Annotated in this window: 25 protein-coding genes; 5 read left to right on the plus strand and 20 right to left on the minus strand. The window is 43.3% G+C overall.

The genetic code is table 11. From position 1 onward, the window contains the following. Nucleotides 1-3: 3 nt before the first annotated feature. Entirely contained in the window at nt 4-585 is a 582-nt protein-coding gene (locus ACMXYT_RS10305) for a YajG family lipoprotein (RefSeq protein WP_415898584.1), read from the plus strand. 58 nt (nt 586-643) lie between these two features. On the opposite strand, the gene ACMXYT_RS10310 is transcribed toward ACMXYT_RS10305, so the two are convergent. Together ACMXYT_RS10310 and msrB are read right to left on the minus strand one after the other, a co-directional pair. Beyond that, the gene (locus ACMXYT_RS10310) at nt 644-1312 is read right to left on the minus strand and encodes a DNA-3-methyladenine glycosylase I (RefSeq protein WP_415898585.1); all 669 of its coding nucleotides are present in this window, start codon (nt 1310-1312) and stop codon (nt 644-646) included. 8 nt (nt 1313-1320) lie between these two features. Continuing rightward, entirely contained in the window at nt 1321-1725 is a 405-nt protein-coding gene (gene msrB, locus ACMXYT_RS10315) for a peptide-methionine (R)-S-oxide reductase MsrB (RefSeq protein ID WP_415898586.1), read from the minus strand. A 176-nt stretch (nt 1726-1901) separates the two neighbouring features. On the opposite strand from msrB, the gene ACMXYT_RS10320 reads away from it, so the two are divergent. From ACMXYT_RS10320 to ACMXYT_RS10330, 3 genes are all read left to right on the plus strand, one after another. Then, the gene (locus tag ACMXYT_RS10320; RefSeq protein WP_415884148.1) at nt 1902-3116 is read left to right on the plus strand and encodes a pyridoxal phosphate-dependent aminotransferase; all 1215 of its coding nucleotides are present in this window, start codon (nt 1902-1904) and stop codon (nt 3114-3116) included. Nucleotides 3117-3225: 109 nt separating this feature from the next. Beyond that, nucleotides 3226-3597: a hypothetical protein gene (locus ACMXYT_RS10325; protein ID WP_415884147.1), complete on the plus strand. Its 372-nt coding sequence runs from the start codon at nt 3226-3228 to the stop codon at nt 3595-3597. Nucleotides 3598-3760: 163 nt separating this feature from the next. Then, the gene (locus ACMXYT_RS10330) at nt 3761-4594 is read left to right on the plus strand and encodes an HDOD domain-containing protein (protein ID WP_415898587.1); all 834 of its coding nucleotides are present in this window, start codon (nt 3761-3763) and stop codon (nt 4592-4594) included. 58 nt (nt 4595-4652) lie between these two features. Here ACMXYT_RS10330 and ACMXYT_RS10335 read toward each other — a convergent pair whose 3' ends face one another. Then, nucleotides 4653-5144 carry a hypothetical protein gene (locus ACMXYT_RS10335; RefSeq protein ID WP_415898588.1) on the minus strand — a complete coding sequence of 164 codons (492 nt, stop codon included), beginning with the start codon at nt 5142-5144 and terminating at the stop codon, nt 4653-4655. Continuing rightward, entirely contained in the window at nt 5145-6050 is a 906-nt protein-coding gene (locus ACMXYT_RS10340) for a class I SAM-dependent methyltransferase (protein WP_415905591.1), read from the minus strand. Nucleotides 6051-6203: 153 nt separating this feature from the next. Here ACMXYT_RS10340 and htpX point away from each other — a divergent pair, with 153 nt between their 5' ends. Further along, nucleotides 6204-7097, plus strand: coding sequence for a protease HtpX (gene htpX / locus ACMXYT_RS10345; RefSeq protein ID WP_415884143.1), 894 nt, complete (start codon nt 6204-6206; stop codon nt 7095-7097). Between the two features lie 37 nt (nt 7098-7134). Here htpX and ACMXYT_RS10350 read toward each other — a convergent pair whose 3' ends face one another. From ACMXYT_RS10350 to ACMXYT_RS10425, 16 genes are all read right to left on the minus strand, one after another. Further along, the gene (locus tag ACMXYT_RS10350; protein ID WP_415898590.1) at nt 7135-7539 is read right to left on the minus strand and encodes a hypothetical protein; all 405 of its coding nucleotides are present in this window, start codon (nt 7537-7539) and stop codon (nt 7135-7137) included. A gap of 2 nt (nt 7540-7541) precedes the next feature. After that, nucleotides 7542-8354: an alpha/beta fold hydrolase gene (locus ACMXYT_RS10355; protein WP_415898591.1), complete on the minus strand. Its 813-nt coding sequence runs from the start codon at nt 8352-8354 to the stop codon at nt 7542-7544. After that, nucleotides 8341-9978, minus strand: coding sequence for an ABC transporter transmembrane domain-containing protein (locus ACMXYT_RS10360; protein ID WP_415911407.1), 1638 nt, complete (start codon nt 9976-9978; stop codon nt 8341-8343). Before ACMXYT_RS10360 ends, ACMXYT_RS10355 begins: the two co-directional genes overlap by 14 nt. Further along, nucleotides 9956-11011 (minus strand): AAA family ATPase, encoded by a 1056-nt coding sequence (locus tag ACMXYT_RS10365; protein WP_415898593.1) that lies wholly within the window; start codon nt 11009-11011, stop codon nt 9956-9958. Before ACMXYT_RS10365 ends, ACMXYT_RS10360 begins: the two co-directional genes overlap by 23 nt. Nucleotides 11012-11019: 8 nt before the next feature. Next, entirely contained in the window at nt 11020-11655 is a 636-nt protein-coding gene (locus tag ACMXYT_RS10370; RefSeq protein WP_415898594.1) for a hypothetical protein, read from the minus strand. Between the two features lie 16 nt (nt 11656-11671). Continuing rightward, nucleotides 11672-12997, minus strand: a complete 1326-nt coding sequence (locus ACMXYT_RS10375) for a sensor histidine kinase (RefSeq protein WP_415898595.1) — start codon at nt 12995-12997, stop codon at nt 11672-11674. A 3-nt stretch (nt 12998-13000) separates the two neighbouring features. Further along, nucleotides 13001-13660 carry a response regulator transcription factor gene (locus tag ACMXYT_RS10380; protein WP_415898596.1) on the minus strand — a complete coding sequence of 220 codons (660 nt, stop codon included), beginning with the start codon at nt 13658-13660 and terminating at the stop codon, nt 13001-13003. Between the two features lie 4 nt (nt 13661-13664). Then, complete coding sequence (locus ACMXYT_RS10385; protein ID WP_415898597.1) at nt 13665-13964, minus strand: PepSY domain-containing protein; 300 nt, start codon at nt 13962-13964, stop codon at nt 13665-13667. Between the two features lie 239 nt (nt 13965-14203). Continuing rightward, nucleotides 14204-14920: an LrgB family protein gene (locus ACMXYT_RS10390; protein ID WP_415898598.1), complete on the minus strand. Its 717-nt coding sequence runs from the start codon at nt 14918-14920 to the stop codon at nt 14204-14206. Further along, nucleotides 14913-15263 carry a CidA/LrgA family protein gene (locus ACMXYT_RS10395; RefSeq protein ID WP_415898599.1) on the minus strand — a complete coding sequence of 117 codons (351 nt, stop codon included), beginning with the start codon at nt 15261-15263 and terminating at the stop codon, nt 14913-14915. The genes ACMXYT_RS10390 and ACMXYT_RS10395 overlap by 8 nt, the downstream gene beginning before the upstream one ends. 50 nt (nt 15264-15313) lie before the next feature. Next, nucleotides 15314-15952, minus strand: coding sequence for a YceH family protein (locus ACMXYT_RS10400; RefSeq protein WP_415901117.1), 639 nt, complete (start codon nt 15950-15952; stop codon nt 15314-15316). A 76-nt stretch (nt 15953-16028) separates the two neighbouring features. Beyond that, on the minus strand, nt 16029-16745 hold the full coding sequence (locus tag ACMXYT_RS10405) for a hypothetical protein (RefSeq protein ID WP_415898600.1): 717 nt from the start codon (nt 16743-16745) through the stop codon (nt 16029-16031). A gap of 9 nt (nt 16746-16754) precedes the next feature. Beyond that, nucleotides 16755-17270 carry a hypothetical protein gene (locus tag ACMXYT_RS10410; protein ID WP_415898601.1) on the minus strand — a complete coding sequence of 172 codons (516 nt, stop codon included), beginning with the start codon at nt 17268-17270 and terminating at the stop codon, nt 16755-16757. Further along, a complete protein-coding gene (locus ACMXYT_RS10415) occupies nt 17267-17875 on the minus strand; it encodes a hypothetical protein (protein WP_415887703.1) in 609 nt (202 codons plus the stop codon). Before ACMXYT_RS10415 ends, ACMXYT_RS10410 begins: the two co-directional genes overlap by 4 nt. Beyond that, nucleotides 17872-18582 carry a MotA/TolQ/ExbB proton channel family protein gene (locus ACMXYT_RS10420; RefSeq protein ID WP_415898602.1) on the minus strand — a complete coding sequence of 237 codons (711 nt, stop codon included), beginning with the start codon at nt 18580-18582 and terminating at the stop codon, nt 17872-17874. The genes ACMXYT_RS10415 and ACMXYT_RS10420 overlap by 4 nt, the downstream gene beginning before the upstream one ends. Nucleotides 18583-18632: 50 nt before the next feature. Continuing rightward, complete coding sequence (locus tag ACMXYT_RS10425) at nt 18633-20387, minus strand: pyrroloquinoline quinone-dependent dehydrogenase (RefSeq protein WP_415911408.1); 1755 nt, start codon at nt 20385-20387, stop codon at nt 18633-18635. Nucleotides 20388-20494: the final 107 nt, after the last annotated feature.

Raw genomic sequence — 20494 nt, forward strand, 5'->3', positions numbered from 1 at the left:
AAGTTGAAACAGATACGTTTATTAGTAACCGGATTACTAGCCATATTAGCCACTAGCACCTTAACCGGTTGCATGACATTTAATTCACAAACGCTAGACCTTCACCCGCAGATCCAAGTTTCCAGGGTCTTGAGTAAAGAGAAACGCGTAGAGATTATTCCGAAAGACTTAAGAGCAGATTCAGTCATTGGCTACCGCTATACAGGTAAAGCAGATGCGCCATCAATTGTTTTAAAAGATAGCCTTCATCTTCTACAGCATACGACTGAACACGCCTTGGAAGATATGGGCATCGTTCGCTTCTACGGCGGTGAATTTAATTTAACGATTAGCCTTATCGACCTTAATTACCGCGCTTCTGAATCAAAAATAAAACAGACCGTGAACTTAGATACCAAGTTAAAGGTAACGATAAGCAAAGATAACAAGAGCTACACCGGTACTTATACAGCAGATAAACAGCAGACTTTTGTTGGCGTACCTTCAGAGGAAGAAAACGAAAGGTTGGTAAATGATCTTTTTTCCAGCGTGATGAACCTAGCAATGAATGATCAACAACTAATAGATTTCATTCAGTTTAACTAATCGTTAGAAATTACAATAAAAAAGCCTGCTATCTATTAAGACGCAGGCTTTTTATTTTCTACCAACCAACGGTATGAGAGAGCAAACGGCTTATCTGACACATAGGCCTACCAGACTCTTCTCGCCATTGGTTAAAACAATTTTGAACGAGCTTCAAATCCCTTTTCGCCGTTGGCTTTTTCTCAATAACTCCTTGAGCTTTCAGTCCAGCAACAACATCATCGGTCAGAATAAAAGTATCTTTTCCGATCATTCTTAAAAAATAGCTACCTGAATTCCCACCTAATTGCTGACCTTGCTTTTTGAGCAATTCCCATAAGCCAATAATATCTTCAACCGGCCAATCAGCGACCATCTTCGCAAAACTTCCATGCTTGCTAGCAAGATCTGTGACCATCAAAGCATTCACTCGGGTTGCTTTAATCTTGCCCCAATGCCTGATCAACTGATCATTCTGCATTAGGTTTTCTAACTGTTCGTCACTCATCAAACTGACTTTTTCTGGATCAAATCCAAAAAATGCTTGTTCAAACGCGGGCCATTTAGAATCAACTAAAGAGTGCTTCAACCCTGCTCGAAACACCCTCTGCATCATGTTGCTAAATAATCGATCATCAGGTACTTGTACTAACTCTGACGGACTCTTAGCTAAAGGTAAGAGCGCTTCAATATCTTGATCTGGGTAATGAGCCTGAACATGCTCGTAAATCCATTGGAAGGATTTCATCTACTATTTCACTTTTTCACAAAATCTAAGGAAGCAGAATTCACGCAATATCTAAGACCGGTAGGTTGCGGCCCATCCGTAAATACGTGCCCCAAATGCGAATCACACGTTGCGCAAGTGATCTCTACACGCACCATGCCGTGAGTTGTATCACTGTGCTCTTCTAGAGCGCCATCTTCGACCGGCTGCCAAAAACTCGGCCAACCACTACCAGAATCGTATTTTTGCTCCGATGCAAACAATGGAGTGCCACAACAGATACAACGATACTCCCCACTTTGTTGGTTATTATAATACTCGCCAGTGAAAGCTCGCTCTGTACCTTTTTGACGACAGATACGATATTGCTCTGGGCTCAAACGATCTTGCCACTCTTGGTCTGAATGAACGACCTTTTGGTTTTTTTCAGCCATACAATCTCCCTGATAATAAAAAAGCCTGCAGTACGCCATTTCCCTAGGTTTCAACAAATAAAAGGCGTATGATTAGTCTCTTTTTTTTCTGAGGCTTATACCATACAACCTAGGTCTCTATGCATAGGACAACATCTAGCCGCAGAGATTCCCGGCTAGGTTTGCAGGACAATAAAATGCCAGTAATCCGTAAATCAAACAAGCTGATCAATGTGTGTTACGACATTCGCGGTCCAGTACTTCAGGAAGCTAAACGTCTTGAAGAGGAAGGACAACGAATCCTTAAATTAAACATTGGCAATCCCGCCCCATGGGGTTTCGACGCGCCTGAAGAGATCGTACAGGACGTTATTTTGAATCTACCCGCCTCCCAAGGCTACTGTGATTCAAAAGGCTTGTTTTCCGCCCGTAAAGCGGTGATGCAAGAGTGTCAGAAAAACGGAATTAAGAATGTAGGCATTGAAGATATCTACATTGGCAATGGCGTTTCAGAACTTATCGTTATGGCAATGCAAGGTCTGCTAAACGATACCGATGAGATGCTGATTCCTGCGCCTGACTACCCTCTTTGGACAGCTGCAGTAAGTCTGAGCGGCGGTAACCCAATCCATTACCGTTGTGATGAAGAGAAAGATTGGGCACCTGATATTGAAGATATGCGCAGTAAAATTACTGATCGCACAAAAGGTATCGTGGTTATCAACCCGAACAACCCAACGGGTGCTGTATATCCAAAGGCCGTGCTTGAACAGATCATAGAACTTGCCCGCGAGCATAATCTAATCATCTTCGCAGACGAAATTTATGACAAGATCTTATACGATGAAGCGGTACATACTCCACTAGCATCACTTGCTGATGACGTTCTGTGCATCTCCTTCAATGGCCTATCGAAATCTTATCGAGCAGCAGGTTTCCGCTCTGGCTGGATGATTGTTAGCGGACCTAAGCACAATGCCCGCGATTACATCGAAGGTCTAGAGATGCTTTCTAGCATGCGCCTTTGCTCAAACGTACCAACCCAACACGCCATTCAAACGGCTCTAGGTGGATACCAGAGCGTCAATGAATTGATTGTATCGGGCGGCCGACTTTACGAGCAGCGCAATCTAGCTTGGAAGATGCTTAACGAGATCCCAGGCGTAAGCTGTACAAAACCAGAAGGCGCGTTGTATCTGTTCGCGAAATTAGATCCAGAAGTTTATCCGATCAAGAATGACGAGAAGATGGCTTTGGATCTACTACTTCAACAGAAAGTCCTTATCGTTCAAGGCAGCGGCTTTAACATGCCGGATACTCAACATTTCCGGTTGGTATTCTTACCTCGTAAGGATGAGCTTCAGGACGCTATCGAAAGGATAGGCACCTTCCTCAAAACCTACGAGCAATAAACAGAACGGCCATCTTCGATGGCCGTTTTTTTTTAATCCCATTGTAATAAGACCATCCTAGACTAAGCTCTATATTGTGTATTCGCCTTTAGAGTAAATAGGATAATCAATGTTTATAAAGGTAAGAAAAAACTGCGGTATCTATATGGAACACAATGGCTTAGAACAGCGCCACCTTGTTCCTGTTACATCAAACTTTCTGATCAACTTAAATCACGTCGCAGAAGTCTCTTTCTATACAATCAAAGAGTCTAAAATCCGTTACGACCTCGAACATCATGAGGTCACCATACCTCCTCATACCCGTGTTATTCACGTGCAAATGAACTACCTATATGGTTCTTACAAAGAGACCGTTAACGACAAAAAAGGCCGTTTGGTCGACCGTTGTTACTACAAACTCTATTTTATGCCAGAAGAGATGGGACAATATGAAGGCATCCGATCTCAGATCGAAGGGCTTGTCCTAAACGAAGATTAGTTGATTAAAAAGCGGCCACCAGCCGCTTTTTTTTGCCTAATAATCAAAAACTTCTTGCAAAAAACATCATAGAACTCTAATTATCTATTTAGAGCTTTTTGTTGATACGGGTATTGGTGCGCAGAAAGCTCAATAACAAGAATCTGATCTCTAAGGAGTGCATATGGAGATTCGCGAACTACTTGAGCAAACAGACAAACTGCCCAATGTTCCTGAAGTCGTAAGACAGCTTATTCAACAACTAAATAATCCTGCTGCAGACTATGGCGAAATTGCTGAAAAAGTAGCACAAGACCAAACCCTCTCTCTTAAAATTCTACGCTTAGTAAACTCCGCTCATTTCGGCTTGAGCCGTAAAGTATCTTCAATCGATGAAGCTGTTGTAATGCTGGGCATGGTCCGCCTAAAAACGCTGGTAATCGCATCAGGTATCGCGGGCTCCGTTAAAGAAATCGAAGGCTTAGACCTTAAAAAATTCTGGAGTGAATCATTCCGAGTGGCAGCACTATCTAAATGGTTTGCCGAACGCGATACCGAAGTTGATCCTGATATCGCCTTTACTGCTGGTTTGATTCACAACATTGGGCGCTTATTGCTACATCTTTCCCAGCCAATGCGTGCACAAGCGATCCAAACACTTATCGATGAATCCAACTGCAACTGCAGCCGAAGCGATGCAGAGATGGAGCGTCTTGGCTTTACTTCACCTGAAGCAGGCCAAGCTCTATTAGATATGTGGAGTTTCCCAGCAGAGTTAGGCATTGCTGTTCGTCAACACAAACAGCCTACCTCTTTTGAAGAGCCATCATCACTGGCTGCTGTGGTAAATCTAGCTTGCGTTGTGAATTCAGCGATCCGCAACAAAGAAAATCTAGAATCACTGCAGGGTAACTTCCCTCAAGATGTAGCTACGCTAGCAGGTGTATCTGCTGATACATTTGGTGATCTAGAGGAAGCGCTCAACCTTGATTCAGGTTTGGATGGGCTAGCTGACTAACTTCAGCTTTAGCCATTAAAAAAGGCAGCCTAAGCTGCCTTTTTTAATTCTATTACTGCTAAACCGCTTCGGTTCCGGTTGCGGTAACGGCTTTGATACAAGAGATAATATCTCTTACATCTTGCAATGCTCGATGACGTCGAAATTGCGCTTTCGCTAAGAAGCCAAACTGAATAAGCTGTTCTTTACTTAAAATTCGATCTAACCCCGCCATCCGGAAGCTTGGCTGGATACCGGTCGCTTCAAATAAGCGCGTTAACCAAAACAGATCAAACTCAAATGCATCGCTAATCAGCGTTTTACCTTTAAGCTTTTCATTTAAGCGAGAACAGGCTTGTTTGATATCAAGCCCTTTGCTGACGGCCTCATCACGATCAATCCCGTGTACCTCTTCAGCATGCTCATCCCAATATCGCCAACCTGCAGCAGAATCTGGATTAATCAGAAAGTTATCTTGCTCGCCCGTCTCATCATTGATCCAAGCGATTTCGATAGGATAGGACTCAGCACCTAACCCGCTTGCTTCCAAATCAATACAAATTAACTCCACTCACTTCTCCCTTACGTATAACAACACTTTAAGGCTTTTTTCGGGTTCAGCTTCCGGAAAATCTTCCGGATTATTTAAACGTTCAACAAACTTAAAATCAGGGCACTCTTCCAACATCAAATTCTTTAAAAACTCAGTGCCGTTTTTCGGGTCGTTATGACAGGCCAGAACTTGGCCACCTTCTTTAGTTAATTCGTTCAATCGACGAATAACTTTACGATAATCTTTTTCAGCAACAAAACTTCCTGGCTGGAAACTTGGCGGGTCGATTACAATCAAATCGTAAGGACCGTATTGCCTCACGCGCTTCCAAGACCTAAATAGATCGTACGCCAAAAATTTAACCCGGTCTCCTTCTAAACCATTTAAAAGGTGATTTTCCCGCCCCGTATTAATCGCGCCTCGGGACATATCTACATTCACCACCTGCTCAGCACCACCAGCAAGGGCTGCAACCGAAAAAGCGCAGGTATATGAAAATAAGTTTAGCACGCGCTTACCGCCCGCATTGTGCATCACCCATCTACGCCCTTCACGCATATCCAAAAATAAACCGCTATTTTGGTTGCGTTGGGGTTTGACCTGATAAAACAGGCCAAGTTCCATCGTATTCATCTGCTCAGGCACTGAGCCCCACGCAACATTTTGCTGGGCTTCTTTACCCCGAGAACGCTGCTGAATCACTAAGCCTTCGATTTCATCTACACTCTTGAGGGTGTCGCTTAATTCAGCAACCCACTCAGGTTCAACTTCTTTGTACAACCGAGCTACGGCATAAGGAGGAAACCAGTCAATTACCAGATGCTCAAACCCCGGAAAACAGTGCCCACGCCCATGAAAAATCCTGCGCGATTCACCCATCGCTAATGGTATTTGCTGCTTTACGACTGTTAAGACTTGCTGCATCTGAAATCCTGTATCCAAAGGGTCATAAAAAGGGGCTAAATTATAGGCTCGGGCGTAAATGGACACCAGCAATAACAGGACAAATAGACTTGAAACTTTTATCATTCACCCCTATCTAAGCAATGAGCTTAAACAATAGGAAATCTTTCACTTATGATGCGTATCGGCTTATTTCTATTAACTAACATCGCTGTGCTAATCGTTGCCAGCATTACCCTTAATCTACTGGGTGTTGACCACTATGTTTCCGGTGCTGGCCTTAATATGACCAGTTTGCTGATCTTCTGTGCTGTCTTCGGTTTTGCAGGTTCATTCATCTCGCTATTCCTATCTAAGAAAATGGCGAAAATGACAACAGGCACAGAGATCATTACCCAAGCACGTAACTCTGATGAACAATGGCTTTTAGATACTGTTGCTGAGCTTTCGGAAAAAGCGGGTATTAAAATGCCTGAGGTCGGCATTTTTCCTGCTCAACAAGCAAACGCATTTGCAACGGGCTGGAACAAGAATGACGCATTAGTTGCTGTTAGCTTAGGTCTGTTGCAGCGCTTCCAGAAAGAGGAAGTAAAGGCTGTAATGGCCCATGAGATTGGCCATGTAGCTAATGGTGATATGGTTACAATGAGCTTAGTTCAAGGCGTTATAAATACTTTTGTAATGTTCTTTGCTCGCATTGCAGGCTACGCAGTAGATAGCTTCCTTAAAAGTAACGATGAAGAAAGCCAGCCAGGTACTGGTATTGGTTACTTCATTACTGTAATTGTCTTCGAGATCATTTTTGGAATTTTGGCTTCGTTTGTTGTTTCTTGGTTCTCTCGTTACCGCGAGTTCAGAGCAGATGAAGCAGGAGCAGACCTATCTAGTAACCATGCGATGATCGGCGCACTGCAACGTTTGAAAGCTGAATATGAAATGCCAGATCAGATGCCTGGCCAGCTAACTGCCTTTGGTATTAGCAGTCATATGAAGTCTGGCCTGATGGAATTGATGTCTAGCCACCCTCCGCTTGATAAGCGTATTGAAGCGCTTCAGAAGCGAGGCTAAGCATAAAAAAATCCCCGGCAAGCCGGGGATTTTTTTATTACAGCGTATTTCCATCGATAAACTGTCTATACCGAATAACCTTCTCTAACTGCCCTGCATCGCTCAATCTATATTTATAGATCTTATCACCTTCTCGATAGATGCCTCGGCAACGAAACTCTTTACCTTCCATGCTTAAACAGATTTCATCTTTGTTATTTACTTTCCAGATGCCCTTTCTTTCTTCCCAGTATCGCTCTTGCTGAATCTGCCCATTTGCAGCGTAGTACGTGAAACTGCTACTACCAGATATAACATTGAAGGATTCAACAGTCTTTCCTACAAACAATGCCTTTATTTCTGATCCACTCAAGCGAGTTAAAGGACCATCGCTAGGCTTAACCTGACAACCCACCAGCATAACTATTGCACTCACCCCAAGTATTGTTTTCAAAGTTGTCATCTTTATCTCCGATTACATTCCGACCAAAACCGGTCAATACAAGTCTTTAATCCACTAGCAAAAAAACTACCCGCAAAGTCATGTCCCTGCTCGGGTAAGACACAAAGTCGTGGGTTACTTACATCTAATAATTGGCCTTTCAATTCAGCCAATTCTTTAAACCAAGTGTGAGCACGCTCAAGCCGATTCATTCCTTGTGCTTTATCTACACGCGCCCCAGTCCTTAAACTTTTATCACGCACCGTATCCTGCTCCCCTACGGCCACCATTAAAGGCAGTGCTAGCATTCGGTCTAATTGCGCTTTCCCCATCCATTTGGGTATGTCTCTTAACCCATAAGGGTAGGTATCCTCATGATTAGGGATGGTGTACCAACCTGCACTACATATCACCAGCGAGGCTATTTTGTTTGGGTGGAAAAGTGCATATCGGTGCGCAAACTGTGCGCCACCCGAATATCCACACAATTTAATTTTAAATTCCGGCAACCCCACATGCTTTCTAAATGCGATCAGAAGCGTATTCAACGCAATATCAGCTCGAGGCATATAAGGGCCTTTAGATAACTTCTGATATTGTGGAAAAACTCCTTTCTCAAATTCAGGCACCACTAACCAACAGCCAAATTTATCAGCAAGGGTTCTAAAAGCTTCCAACTGATCCTCGTACTGCCGGGAAATTCCATGCACCGCAACAATGACCTGAGTATCATCCTTCAGCTGTTTTGGACGATATAACCTCGCAGGCAATGATTTAACTGACGGGTAAATACAACGAACAGCAGCGCCTGGAACAGGTATTTCAAGCAAGCTCATGATTCATCCCTCTTGGAAATTCAACAACATTGCTAGGTTTAGCATCGTCACTTGCTGAAACTTTAATCTCACCATTAGTCAGAGCTATTAACTCCTCCAGCTCCTCGGCAATAACAATAGCTCCATCAAAGCGATTGAACACATCCACCAACATGTTTCTAATATCAGGGCTTTTTAACGCAACATCAGAATCGATAAGCAATAGTTTTGGGCGCCTTAGCAAAGCTCTTGCAAGTTGAACCCTAAACCTTAAATTGCTGGGTAAATTTGCCCCTCTTTCAGCAATTTTTAATTCGCTTCCTTCATCAGAGCAATACCCCTGCAAACCGGTTGTTGCAAGAACCTGCTCGGTAAACTCTTCTGACCTTTTCCTTGCACCATAGAAAAGGTTACTACTTAGCGTTCCTTTCAGTAGAGGAAGCTCTGGACTTACAAGTGAGACTGTTTGAGCCCAGATGGATGGATGAATCGCTGAACTCCTTCGGCCACAAAATCTGAGTTTCCCATTCGTAATAGGAGCAAGTCCTGCTAAAGCCTCCATGAATGAGCTCTTGCCCGCTCCTTGATCACCTCGTAACAACAAGCGGTCTTGTTCACTAATTACAAAAGAGATTGGGCTGAAACGCTGCTTAACGGCCATACCTTTTGACTCAACTTTAAAAGCCTTTTTAGGCAATCGACGTTTACTCTGCTGACCTACGATATCGCGCTGCAAAAACGCACCTAACTTATCTTCTGATACCTTTTTTAAGGTCCACAGCTCATACAAGCGGCTAAGCCTTCTAAGCTGATTAACTAAATACAAAGACGCTACTAGCAACACAGGAATATAAGTTTCTGCAATAAGCCCTGCCTGACTAAGATTTAACCCCTGCATCACGATAACAAGCACAGATATAAGTAGAATTGCTTCGTTAAAGCCTCTGATAAGAGAAGACGCATGAGCTTTACGCATCTGACGTGTTTTTAATCGATCAGCACTACGAGAAAACTTACGCTGCTCTTTTCCTGATTGGTTAAACAACCTGATTAATTTAAAGAGGGCTAATCGCTCATTAGTCGCATTTATTAAACGCCCTCTTTCACGCCTAACACACACCGTCGAATAATATAAGCCCTTACCTAAATAAAAATTCCCTAAGACAGCAAAAGCCAACGGTATAAAAGCTGTTACTAACAAAGTCCAATGAATCTGACTGAGCGCGATAAATGCAGCTAATAACCAAATTCCCAATACAAGCAATGGAGCAATACCTTGCACCATCCAATTGCGAATAGGCGTCATATCCCCAGTCAACCGCAATAAAGTACCGCCTCTGTTAAGAGCTTCATCACTCACGGGTAGTGCCAAAGTGTGTTTATAAACTGTATTTCGTAACTCACAGATATAAGCTTGAGCCATACGTTCAGCGAAATAACGTTCACAATATCTGGCCGCCGCTAATCCGAAAATTGCAGCTAACACAATTGATGTAATACCCAGATCAAAAGAAAACTGCTCGTGGCCCAACTGATCCTTAGCTAAGGTCATTAAGCCTAGGAAACAGGCAGTCTGTATCAATCCAATTAGGATCAAACCACCTATTCCCTTCCAACGTTGTTTAGATAGCATAGGAGGTAACATAACTATGATCCCTCTCCAAACTAGCCATCAATGCCTTCGCTGTGCTCACTTTACGCAAAGCATCCAAGCTATAAATAGGCAAACCAAGGCTATCTTGTACTTCATCCGCACATAATTCTGCACGTGTGAATAAACCACCTAAGCCATAAATTGGAAATCCAGCTTCAATCATTTTTTCAGCACAAAATGCGGCAGCGGTTGAGCTATCTGCAGCGACCATAGAAGCACTGACTTCCTTAAGTAAACGGCCATTCGCTATAAGTGCTTTATTTTGTGGCTGTAAAACCCCATCAGCTAATTCAACAACCAAAAGATCCGCATCAGCTTGAACCGCATCCATTTTTAATCTTTGAAGCAACTGAACTAACTTTGTTTCACTTAGATTAACTGTGGTTGGGTAACCCGCATCAAGGAAATCTTTCACTTGAAAAGCCCCAGCATCAACCATTTTCCAATAGTCAGGCCCTGACCCTGTACCCGTTAACTTCGCAGCTGCGGCTTTATAACCGGCTTTGGTAAAGCCATTAATTAAAGAAGATGCCATTGAGGTTTTACCACTGTTCATATCACTGCCGACCACCAACAAAACAGGCATTTCATTAGCCGATGGATGCAGATAAGCATCTTTAAGCGTACTGTAGTTCTCTAAGTTAATTTTCTGCCCTTGGCTATTAACTAACACCCCTAAAACGGTAATTTCAGTCGCGGCTTTCACCTGAGCGCTTTTACTAATTACATCTCCGGCAATACCACCGGCAGCAACGAGTTGAGTTTTACCTAACTGTTCCGGAGACTTGGCATAAAACTGATCCGTAGCATAACGATCACCCGCAGCGACAATAATAAGATCATCCACAAAAAGGTGCTCACGGCGTCCATAAGGGTTTTCAATCCGGGTGTGCTGACGAATACGGTCCACTCTCGCTAATAACAGATCTCCTGTCTCAGGCAACAGTTCCGCAACGTCAGTAACATCATCAAAGTTAACGTTACGCGTGATATAGCTTCTTTTAACACGATTCAGATCAATCATTGTTCACCTCACTTTTGTTTACGTAGTTTGTAAACAATTCGGGATATTCTCTTTGCTGTCGCTCTTTCTGGTGTTAACAGGGCTTCCAATTCCACTCGCTTCGTTTTTCCAGAGCGGCCTCTCACTTTACGCTCTACAACCAGACCTAATTCAGGAGCGTATTCAATATCATGAGTTTCCCTGACCTTGGCAATCACCTCTTTCCAAAATACCGAGCGTGCACAGTTATACTTGTTGGTTTTGTATTTTTTCTTTTTCAGCTTGAAGCGACCTTCACCTTGATAAGTACAACGCCAATGACGAATGGAATTGCCTGATTTAGAGCTTTGACGAGTCATTTCAAACTGAGCTGCATCAGCTTTTCCAAACGGGATCAAAGTTTCAGGCGATCCGAACTTCAATGTATGCGAATAGCCTTGAGTGCGATCCGGATACTTTTGATAACTCAAAACAGGTACAACAGGATGAATTGATCGCTTATATAAGCGCTTTCTCTGGTCTTCCCAAACCTCCCAACCAGTGCCTTTTTCTATAAGCTTCTCTACTTTTCCATCACTGTAGATAGCCACAGTGCCAATATCATTACTGGCAGCGATGGTTCCGGCGTACCCTACAAAAAACATTGCCATCAATGCTCGTTTCATCACCCTTAACCCCTAATCAAAGCTTCTTAACTAGCTCAACTTTTACTCGTAAACCACCTAACTCACTGGCTGATAGAGTTAGACTTCCTTCATAAACTCGTGCGATCGACTCACAGATAGACAACCCTAGGCCGTGACCAGGCAAATGTTCGTTTTCATCAACCCTGACTCCGCGCTTATTTGCCTGTTCGATCTTACTTTCACTAATACCTTCACCATCATCGTCTATATAAAAGAACCAATGATTACCATCCGTCTCTACTGTAATTCGTACTTCTGACTGCGAATACTTCCATGCGTTATCTAGTAAATTTCCTAACAGCTCCAACATGTCGTCTCTATCAAAAGGCAGCTTGTCATGCTCACTGTTTACGGATAAAGCCAGCTTCCTGTCATGAATCTGGTTCAGCAGGACTTCTAAGTGAGGTAGTTCTTCTGCAAACGAAAACAGATAGCCCGGCATTGGCGCACCAGATATACGCGCACGTCTCAATTCAGAATCAATTCGGCGATGTAATTGCTCAATGCTCTTATCTATGGCTTTTCGCTGCGCAGTATCAGTCAACATTGATGCATGTATCTTTAATTCTTGTAGAGGCTTCTTAAGTTCGTGCGCTAAATTACCCAACGCCATACGTGAACGAGACAACTGTTCTTCTGAGCCTGACACCAATTTCCGAATAGACTCAACCAACCCAGATATCTCTTGCGGGACATCTTCAGGGAAGCTCAGTTCACCGGTATTTTTATTGTTTTCAATCGCCTCCTGAACGGGAGCTAGGCGATTAAAACCCGTCCGAATGACATAGCGCTGCCATAGAACAAAGCCAAAAATAGATAAACCGGCGACAGCTACCAAGATCCACTCATAGAACCGCTGTTTCTGTTCAATCAAGGTGATATCTTCAGCCACCCACAAACTGAAGGTTTGGCCTTTTTTGGTGAACGCTTCTTGATAGACCAACCACCTTTCACCCGCATTCTCGAAATATTGATATTCTTCTGTATCACCGGAAGAAAAAGCCGAAACATCAATTACGGTATCCCACAAAGATCGAGAACGGATTTGCTCTTTGTTCCAGCTTAAAATGAAGTAATGGCCTGAGCGGACACGCTGGTAAACAGTCGGTAAATATTTCTCATCGACCTGCCAAGTAGAATCTTTTTTATCAATAGATGTAATCAAGCTTTCTGCATCTTGCTTAAGACGACTGACCACCAAATCATCTACAAGAATGTGAACACTGCGATCAATAATAAAAACCAAGACCATTAATAGCGGCAAGACCACCAGTAATAATCGGTTTCGGATACGCTGCTCTAATGAGATCATTCGAGTCATGGCTTAGCCCTTTAACCTGTAACCTTGACCACGAAGGGTCTCGATAATCCCTTTGCCAAAACGCTGTCTGAGTCTATTTACATAAACCTCGATAACGTTACTGTCTCGCATCTGCTCTTCTTCATAGACATGCTCGCTAAGGTGGGCTTTTGAAAATACCTTTCCAGGATTCAACATCAGGTATCTAAGTAACCGAAACTCTATCCCCGTAAGCTGAATAGAATTCCCATCCTTATCCTGCACTTGCTGCGTATCTGGATCCAAAGACAAACCGCACACCGAAATAACTTGAGATGCTCTGCCGAAATAGCGTCGAATCAACGCCTCTAAACGCGCTAACAATTCTTCAGCGTGATACGGCTTACCCAAATAATCATCTGCACCTGCTTTAAGGCCATCAACGCGCTCCTGCCAGCTATCTCGAGCGGTTAACACTAACACCGGTGTCATATCACCCATAGCACGCATCTGTTGAAGAACCTCTAAGCCCGAACACTTGGGCAAACCCAGATCCAAAACAATCGCATCGAATGATTCCTCTTTAATTCGAAACAACGCATCTTCACCGTCATAGGATTCTTCAACCGCATAACCACTTCGTTTTAAAACCGGCTTTAAGGCTTCAACTTGTGCGATTTCATCTTCAACTAATAAAATCTTCATAGCCCTACTCTTCAAACTGCTCTTGGAGGAACAAACCGGTTACTGCATCAATCTCAAACTCCACTACAGAGTTACTTTTATTGATAACTTCCACCGAATACACATAACTGTCCTCACCTTCGCGGCTGAGGGATAGATCCAATAATCTTGCGTCACTAATCTCTGGATGGAGCGATAAGATCTCTTCAAGAGGCATTACTTTTCCATCTTTCACTAGCTTTAATACTTCATCCGCACTTAGCTCTTGAGCTTGTGCTAAAGGTGCTACAAGCACGGACAGTAATAAAATAATTCGTATCAACATTCAGTCGGTCCGATCAAAATCTACGCTAGTTTTATTGGCAGTATAAACAAGCTTTCTTAAATCAAACTTAAAAAACCGGCAGATTTGTTAAGGAAATAGAGCCTTTTGATTATAGTCACAATTTTTACAATAAAATCATAAAGTTATACCTTTAAAAATCTTTATAAAATCGTCTAAAACTACCTAAAACATAAAAAAACCGGCAAGTGCCGGTTTAAGAAAGGTTCGTTATTTTAAAATTAGTAGGGCCAGACAAAAGGCAAAAATATTGCGGTAAAAATACCGGTTAATCCCATACCCAGAGATGAGAATGCTCCGGCAACAGGGCTGATTTCAAAAGCCCTAATAGTGCCAACGGCATGACCGTTAATGCCCAACACTAGGCCAACTAAACGCTCATCAGTGACGTTTAATCTTGAAGCTAATAGATCAACGAAAAATACAGCAAACACGCCTGTCGCTAATAACCCACCCATCATTAATGATACAGAACCACCCAGCTGCTCCGTTAAACCTATAGCTATTGGCGCCGTAACTGATTTTGGTGCAATTGAAGCCAGCACCTGATCACTAGAATCTAAGCTGAAAGCAATTAAGACGGCATAAACCACAGCTAAGCTTGCGGATATAGGTACCGTTAACAAAATTTGTCGCCATGCAGCTCGGATATGATGGCTCTGTTGATACAGGGGCACACCTAAAGCGACCGTAGTTGGTGCAATAAGTACAGATAACCATTTTGCCCCTGAGTAGTACTCTTCGTAACTAATCGATAATCCAAATAGAAACAGCGCCAAGAATGAAGCCGCTAATAACATTGCCGGACACCAAACGGGCTTTCCCATTTTATTGAAGAAATATCCGCCCAAAACAAAGGAAAACAACGTAAGTCCGATTGCAAATAAAGGCGTTTCAAGGAAGTGCGGTATCAGGCTTGATAGTGAATTTTCAGTCATCTTGGCTTTGCTCCAATCGACCAAATTTCACTAATAGCAAAGATGTCAAAACACTCAGTAAGGTCCCCACACCTAATGCCAAACCAAGATTTAACCATTCACCTTTAAACTGCTCTCCTAAAAAGAACACACCAACAACACCAGGAACGACAAAAAGAACCAGAGCGGAGATCAGTTGCTGACTTGCTGTTGCAAGTTCATCACTTACGGAGCCTCTGATCATTAACCATAGGGTGATGAGCAACATACCGATTGCAGCGCCATGAACAGGTAACTGCAGCAGATAGCTGATTGCTTCCCCCAATATGAGGAAAGCAAACAAAATAAACATACCTAAAATCATAAAGATAGCCTGAAAGGGAATGCGCTGGCTGCTTAGATTAAATCAATTTCTTATGAGTTTTTTAACGTCATAATCTCTTGTTTAAGATCTGCGACCTCTTGCTCTAGCCTAGCGATTCTCTGTTGCAGAGTAAGATTGTGATCGTCAGTATCCGTTGCGGCCATTTCAACATCAGCATCTTCAACCGTACCGCTGAAAAGATGGACGTAACGTGATTCCCGCTTACCCGGTTCACGCGCTAAGCGCTGAACCAAAGACCCCATAGGGTGATCCGCTAAACTAGTCAACGTAGCTTCTACTTCAGATACGTCCTTAAATTCGCATAGGCGATTTGTTCTAGTTCTTAATTCACCTGGTGTTTGCGGGCCACGAAGAAAAAGCACACAAATAACAGCAAGTTGTTGTGCAGTAAATTGAAGGTCGCTGAACTCGGTGTTGCAAAAGCGGTGCTTAAACTTAGATACACGGCTGCCAAAACCGCTCTCATCACGCACTAAGCGTTTCTCTTTAAGCTCATCCAGTATGTTTTGAACTTCGCTCTCATCAAGTGACAGAACAGGCTCTCGATTACTTTTCTGATTACAAGCGGTTGTTAGGCCATTAAGTGATAGAGGATATTGATCGGGTGTCGTTATCTCTTTTTCCAACAAACAACCAATAACACGAGTCTGTAGTAAAGTTAGATCCATATCCACGGTGTACTTCCTTCTGTTTCAATATGTTATCCACCATAACATATTAGACATGTTTCGGAAGAAAACTGTTTTATGGATCAAAGCGAGATAATTCGTAACTGATTACCCCACCCTTAAATAACTCCATCCTTAATGGTTCTTCTCGTACAAGTTTCACTAAACCAACGCCCGGGGCATACCATTCAGTCTGAGTAATCGGGATATCTTGATACCCGAGTTTAGGGTCAACATAGAGGGTTAAGACTGTAGTCCCTTCAACCCTGATACAACGTTCAAAGGTTCCTGCAGGAACTTCAACGGTATCGGTAACCGACTTAATCTCAAACTGTAAGTTAATATCCCGTTTGCGTGGATCGGGTACTGCGAAAGAAGCAGTCGCATGTAAAGCATAAGGCTTGGTAGGTACCGTCCAACTACGACCTACTTCAAGATCTTTATTATTGGGTAAGATCCTAACGAGCGACTTTTCAAACCTTGGTTGGTATTCAATCAATGTACGACGTGCAGCCCGATAAACCCCTGTATCATCTTTGAGAATATAGTAATCGGTGCCATCACTGGTATGACGCACACTTATCACATCTTCAGTAAAAACCTCTCCCTCTTTAAATTGGGTTTCACCGAGATTCTCGATTGAAAACTCACGTTGGCTTTCTCGATCACCAAATAGCTCGTTAACCTGATATTCCCAAACAACACCTTTCTGCAAAGGGAAATAATCTGTGTCAGGAATATCAGCGCTACAACCCGCTAATATCAAGCTCGCCAGAAAAAAAGTAATTCGCATAATCACAGTTTATTTCTCCGGTAGAGCGGGATCAGGGACTTGAGTAAAATTGATCAGCGGAGATTTTTGCCCCAAAGCATCCTTACGTTTTGCATCTGAAGGCTTAGTAAAGCGCTTTGAAGGCTGTCCTAACTGAGGCTGTCCACTTTTAGTTTTCTTTAACGCTTCTTCAACAGCACCATGGGTCGCTTGATCATAATCGATTCGGAAGGCTCTAGGCTTTTCGTCCAGCTCATCATTTTTAAGATCGGTAAGCCAAATGTAGATATCACCGTCTCTATTTGCTTGCTTATCCGGCTCTTCAATCACCGCATAGTGAAATAGGAACTTATCAGGTAAAGCTGTTGGGCTAGGCCAGCCCTGACTTTGTTTCCACCCCACGTAGCTACAACCGTAGAAAAACAATGCAATGACAACGAGACCCGCTTTAACTGGCCACTTCAATCGCCCACTGATGACCGCCAACAATAACAGTGCCGTTAAAAACACATAAGCCAATGTCAGCACTAGGAGTTCTTCATTCATTTCTGATTCGCCTTAATAATGCTCTTCTGCAGTTTGTTAATATTGGTTACTTTGCCTTGCGTATTCAGGGTAAAACGCAAGGCTGTCAGCTCATCATTTTCAGCTGCCAAGGTTTCGGTGGTGTAACTAATAACCTTCAAAACTGGATTCACCTCTGCCAGATAGACGGTCACCGGCACAGGCTCGTCATTTTCACTTTTGAAGTAATGTAGGTTGATCACATACTCACCTGGAGGCCGACCTCGTATCGTCAGTACCTCCTGATTGATTGGATTCGTAATCGTTTTTCCATCAATCACCTGAGTATCATTGGCGTTACCGCGATCATCTCGGTCCAAGTGCATCAGACCTTGTTGTGTCCGTTTGTAGTAAACCTTTTCACCTTTGGGACCTAAGGCCCAAACATCAATATCGTTAGGGCTACCATCCGGCCAACTCACCGTAATAATAAACTCAGCTTTAGGATCAATAATCCCCGACTTTGCCGGCGGATTGAGCAGTAACAGAGCAACCAAAAACAAAAAGGTAAAAGTCAGCAATGCGTTGAAGAGCAGATCGGTAAACGGATCTATTTCAAAGTTTGATCGCTGCCCAAAGAGCTTCATGACGCAGGCTCGCTATCTGCAGAACTATTTTTTTGCTGACCTAAGGTGATGCTTAATGCCACAAAACGATCAGCCATACGGTCCAGCAGTAAATATTGAACACTTAATAGCATGCTGCAGGTTAAACCAATCAAGGTAGTACTCATGGCGATGCCCATACCATGAGTCATCTGTTGCATTAAGGTTTTAACATCATCAATCGTCAGATTTTCCAAGCCAGAAACAGAACTCAGCATGATGATAAAGCCTATCACCGTACCTAAGAGCCCCAACTTGACCATGACACCCACAACAAACCAGCCTACTTGGTGAGAGCCTCGAGCCCCTTCAACAAGTAGCTCGGCTAATAGTCCTTTATCTGCGTTTTGATCATGTAACTCTTCATCAGACACATTGAACAGGTAATCCTGTGAAAGAGAGAGACCATCTGGAAAAGCTTTTTCCTCGGGGGTTAACCCCGTCTCTTGGCGGCGGATATAGTAATGATCCAACATCGAGAACTGTTGAGAGAGATAAAAGCTGCGATAAGCACAATGGCAGCTCATGCCTACTAATAACACTAAGATGAATATGCAAACGCGGGTTTGATCTTGCTGAATGATCTCCAACAGCACTCCTTGATCCCAACCGACATAGAAGCCAAAAAGAATCACGCCAAATAATAAAGCCCAGTAGAGCAGAACTTTATATTGCACAGGATTGTACATACTAAGCATCCTTACACATTCAGTTATGAGCGATCTCTAATACTACTAATTTATTTCGCTGCTCGAGGCAAACTAAATACCAACAAACTATCCCCTGTGGGGTAGCCTGCGATTTTATTTCCGCCTGCGGCAACAGCAATGTACTGACGACCATTGTGGCTATAACTGACCGGCGGCGCATTAACACCATAGGACTGTTTATAGCTCCAAAGCTTTTCGCCTGTCGTAGCATCTACCGCAAAAAACTCACCATCACCCTCACCACTGAACACTAAATCACCGGCTGTTGCCAAAGTTCCACCGAGCATGGGCAAACGCGTTTTCTTCTGCCAGCTCAACTTACCGGTTTTTAAGTCGACCGCCGTTAGAGTTCCATAACGTTGTTTCTCATCAAACTCAAAATAGCTATAGGTTTGCCAAGGTAGCTCTGAATTCAGTTTTAAAGGTTTGCGGTAATAAGTTGCTGGCATGTGAATACCTGCAATATAGACTTGCTGCTTATCTGGATTGAGTGATACTGGAGACCAATTGCTACCACCTGCGATTCCCGGAGCAATGGTTACCCCTTCCCCAGTTGGATCAGCAAATAAGTTAATTTGAGGCACAAAAGGATCAGATTTAAACAGCAACTCACCGGTTTCTCTGTTAAGTACGTAGAACCACCCGGTTTTTCCCGCTTGTCCTACTGCTTTTACAGTTTCACCTGCCACAACGGTATCAAATAAAACTGGAGGGCTTGAAACATCGTATCCCCAACGATCATGTGGCACTTGCTGGAAGGCCCATTTAAGCTCTCCATTTGTACTATCAATCGCCACAATACTCGAGGTATGAAGGTTATCACCCGGTCGAGTTGAACTGTCCATATTAGGTGCGGGATTGCCTGTTCCGGCAAACAACCAACCGGTTTCTTCATCTATTGCCGGCGTGGTCCATATAGACCCACCGCCGAGTTTCCAACTATGTTTAAACCTTTGAGCAGCCGCTTTTTCCGCTGCAATATCACGATTAAGCGTTAAGCCACTTGTCGTGGTTTCTTGCCAATCACCCACCCAGTGCTCACCATCAACACTGTACCAACGCCACAACTCCTTACCGGTCTCCATATCAAAGGCAGATAGAAAACCACGCAATCCCGTCCGGCCATCGCCAATACCAACAACCCTTAGCCCTTTTTCAGTATCAAGATGTAAACCATACCCAGCCCCAGTACTACCGACGATTACCATATCCTTGTAAATCTGAGGGGCCATATTGAAACTATGGCTTGTGCCACCAGTAATCTTAGCGTCCCCGCCAAGATCCATTCCCTGTAACAATCCATCAACGCTTTCCTGAACGGAGAGCTCTAAATCTTCGACTTTGTTCTGCCATACCAGTTCACCCGTGGTTTGATCTAATGCGATCAGCTGTCCATCTATAGTTGCCTGAAAAACCTTACCTTTAGCTACAGCCACACCTCTATTTGCTGGCCCACAGCAACTTTTCTTTTTCGGTTTTGGATGCTCATAACGCCACACCTGCTTGCCATTCTCAGCATTCAGCGCAACGACATGATTGAAAGGAGTCGATATGTATAAATGATCACCAACTTTTATAGGGCTCGTTTGAAAGCTCGCTTTGATACCGCTATCAAACTTCCAAGCCAACTGAAGTTTTTCTACATTGGTTCGGTTTATTTCTGTAAGAGAACTAAAGCGCTGATTCTCCAAACCATTGCCATAGATTGCCCAATCATCGGCAAATACGACTTGGGATAAGACACTCCCAAGCATTAATCCTAAAAGCTGGTTTGGCACTCGCATAAGTGATTCCTTAATACGCATGATGTTGTATAAATCGATCAAAACAGGATCGACTTTGATTACTTAAGCATAGAACTAAACTAACTTTTCCTTTTAAAAATCAACAG

Origin of the sequence: Neptuniibacter sp. QD37_11, assembly GCF_047778105.1 — a bacterium.
Lineage (GTDB): Bacteria > Pseudomonadota > Gammaproteobacteria > Pseudomonadales > Balneatricaceae > Neptuniibacter.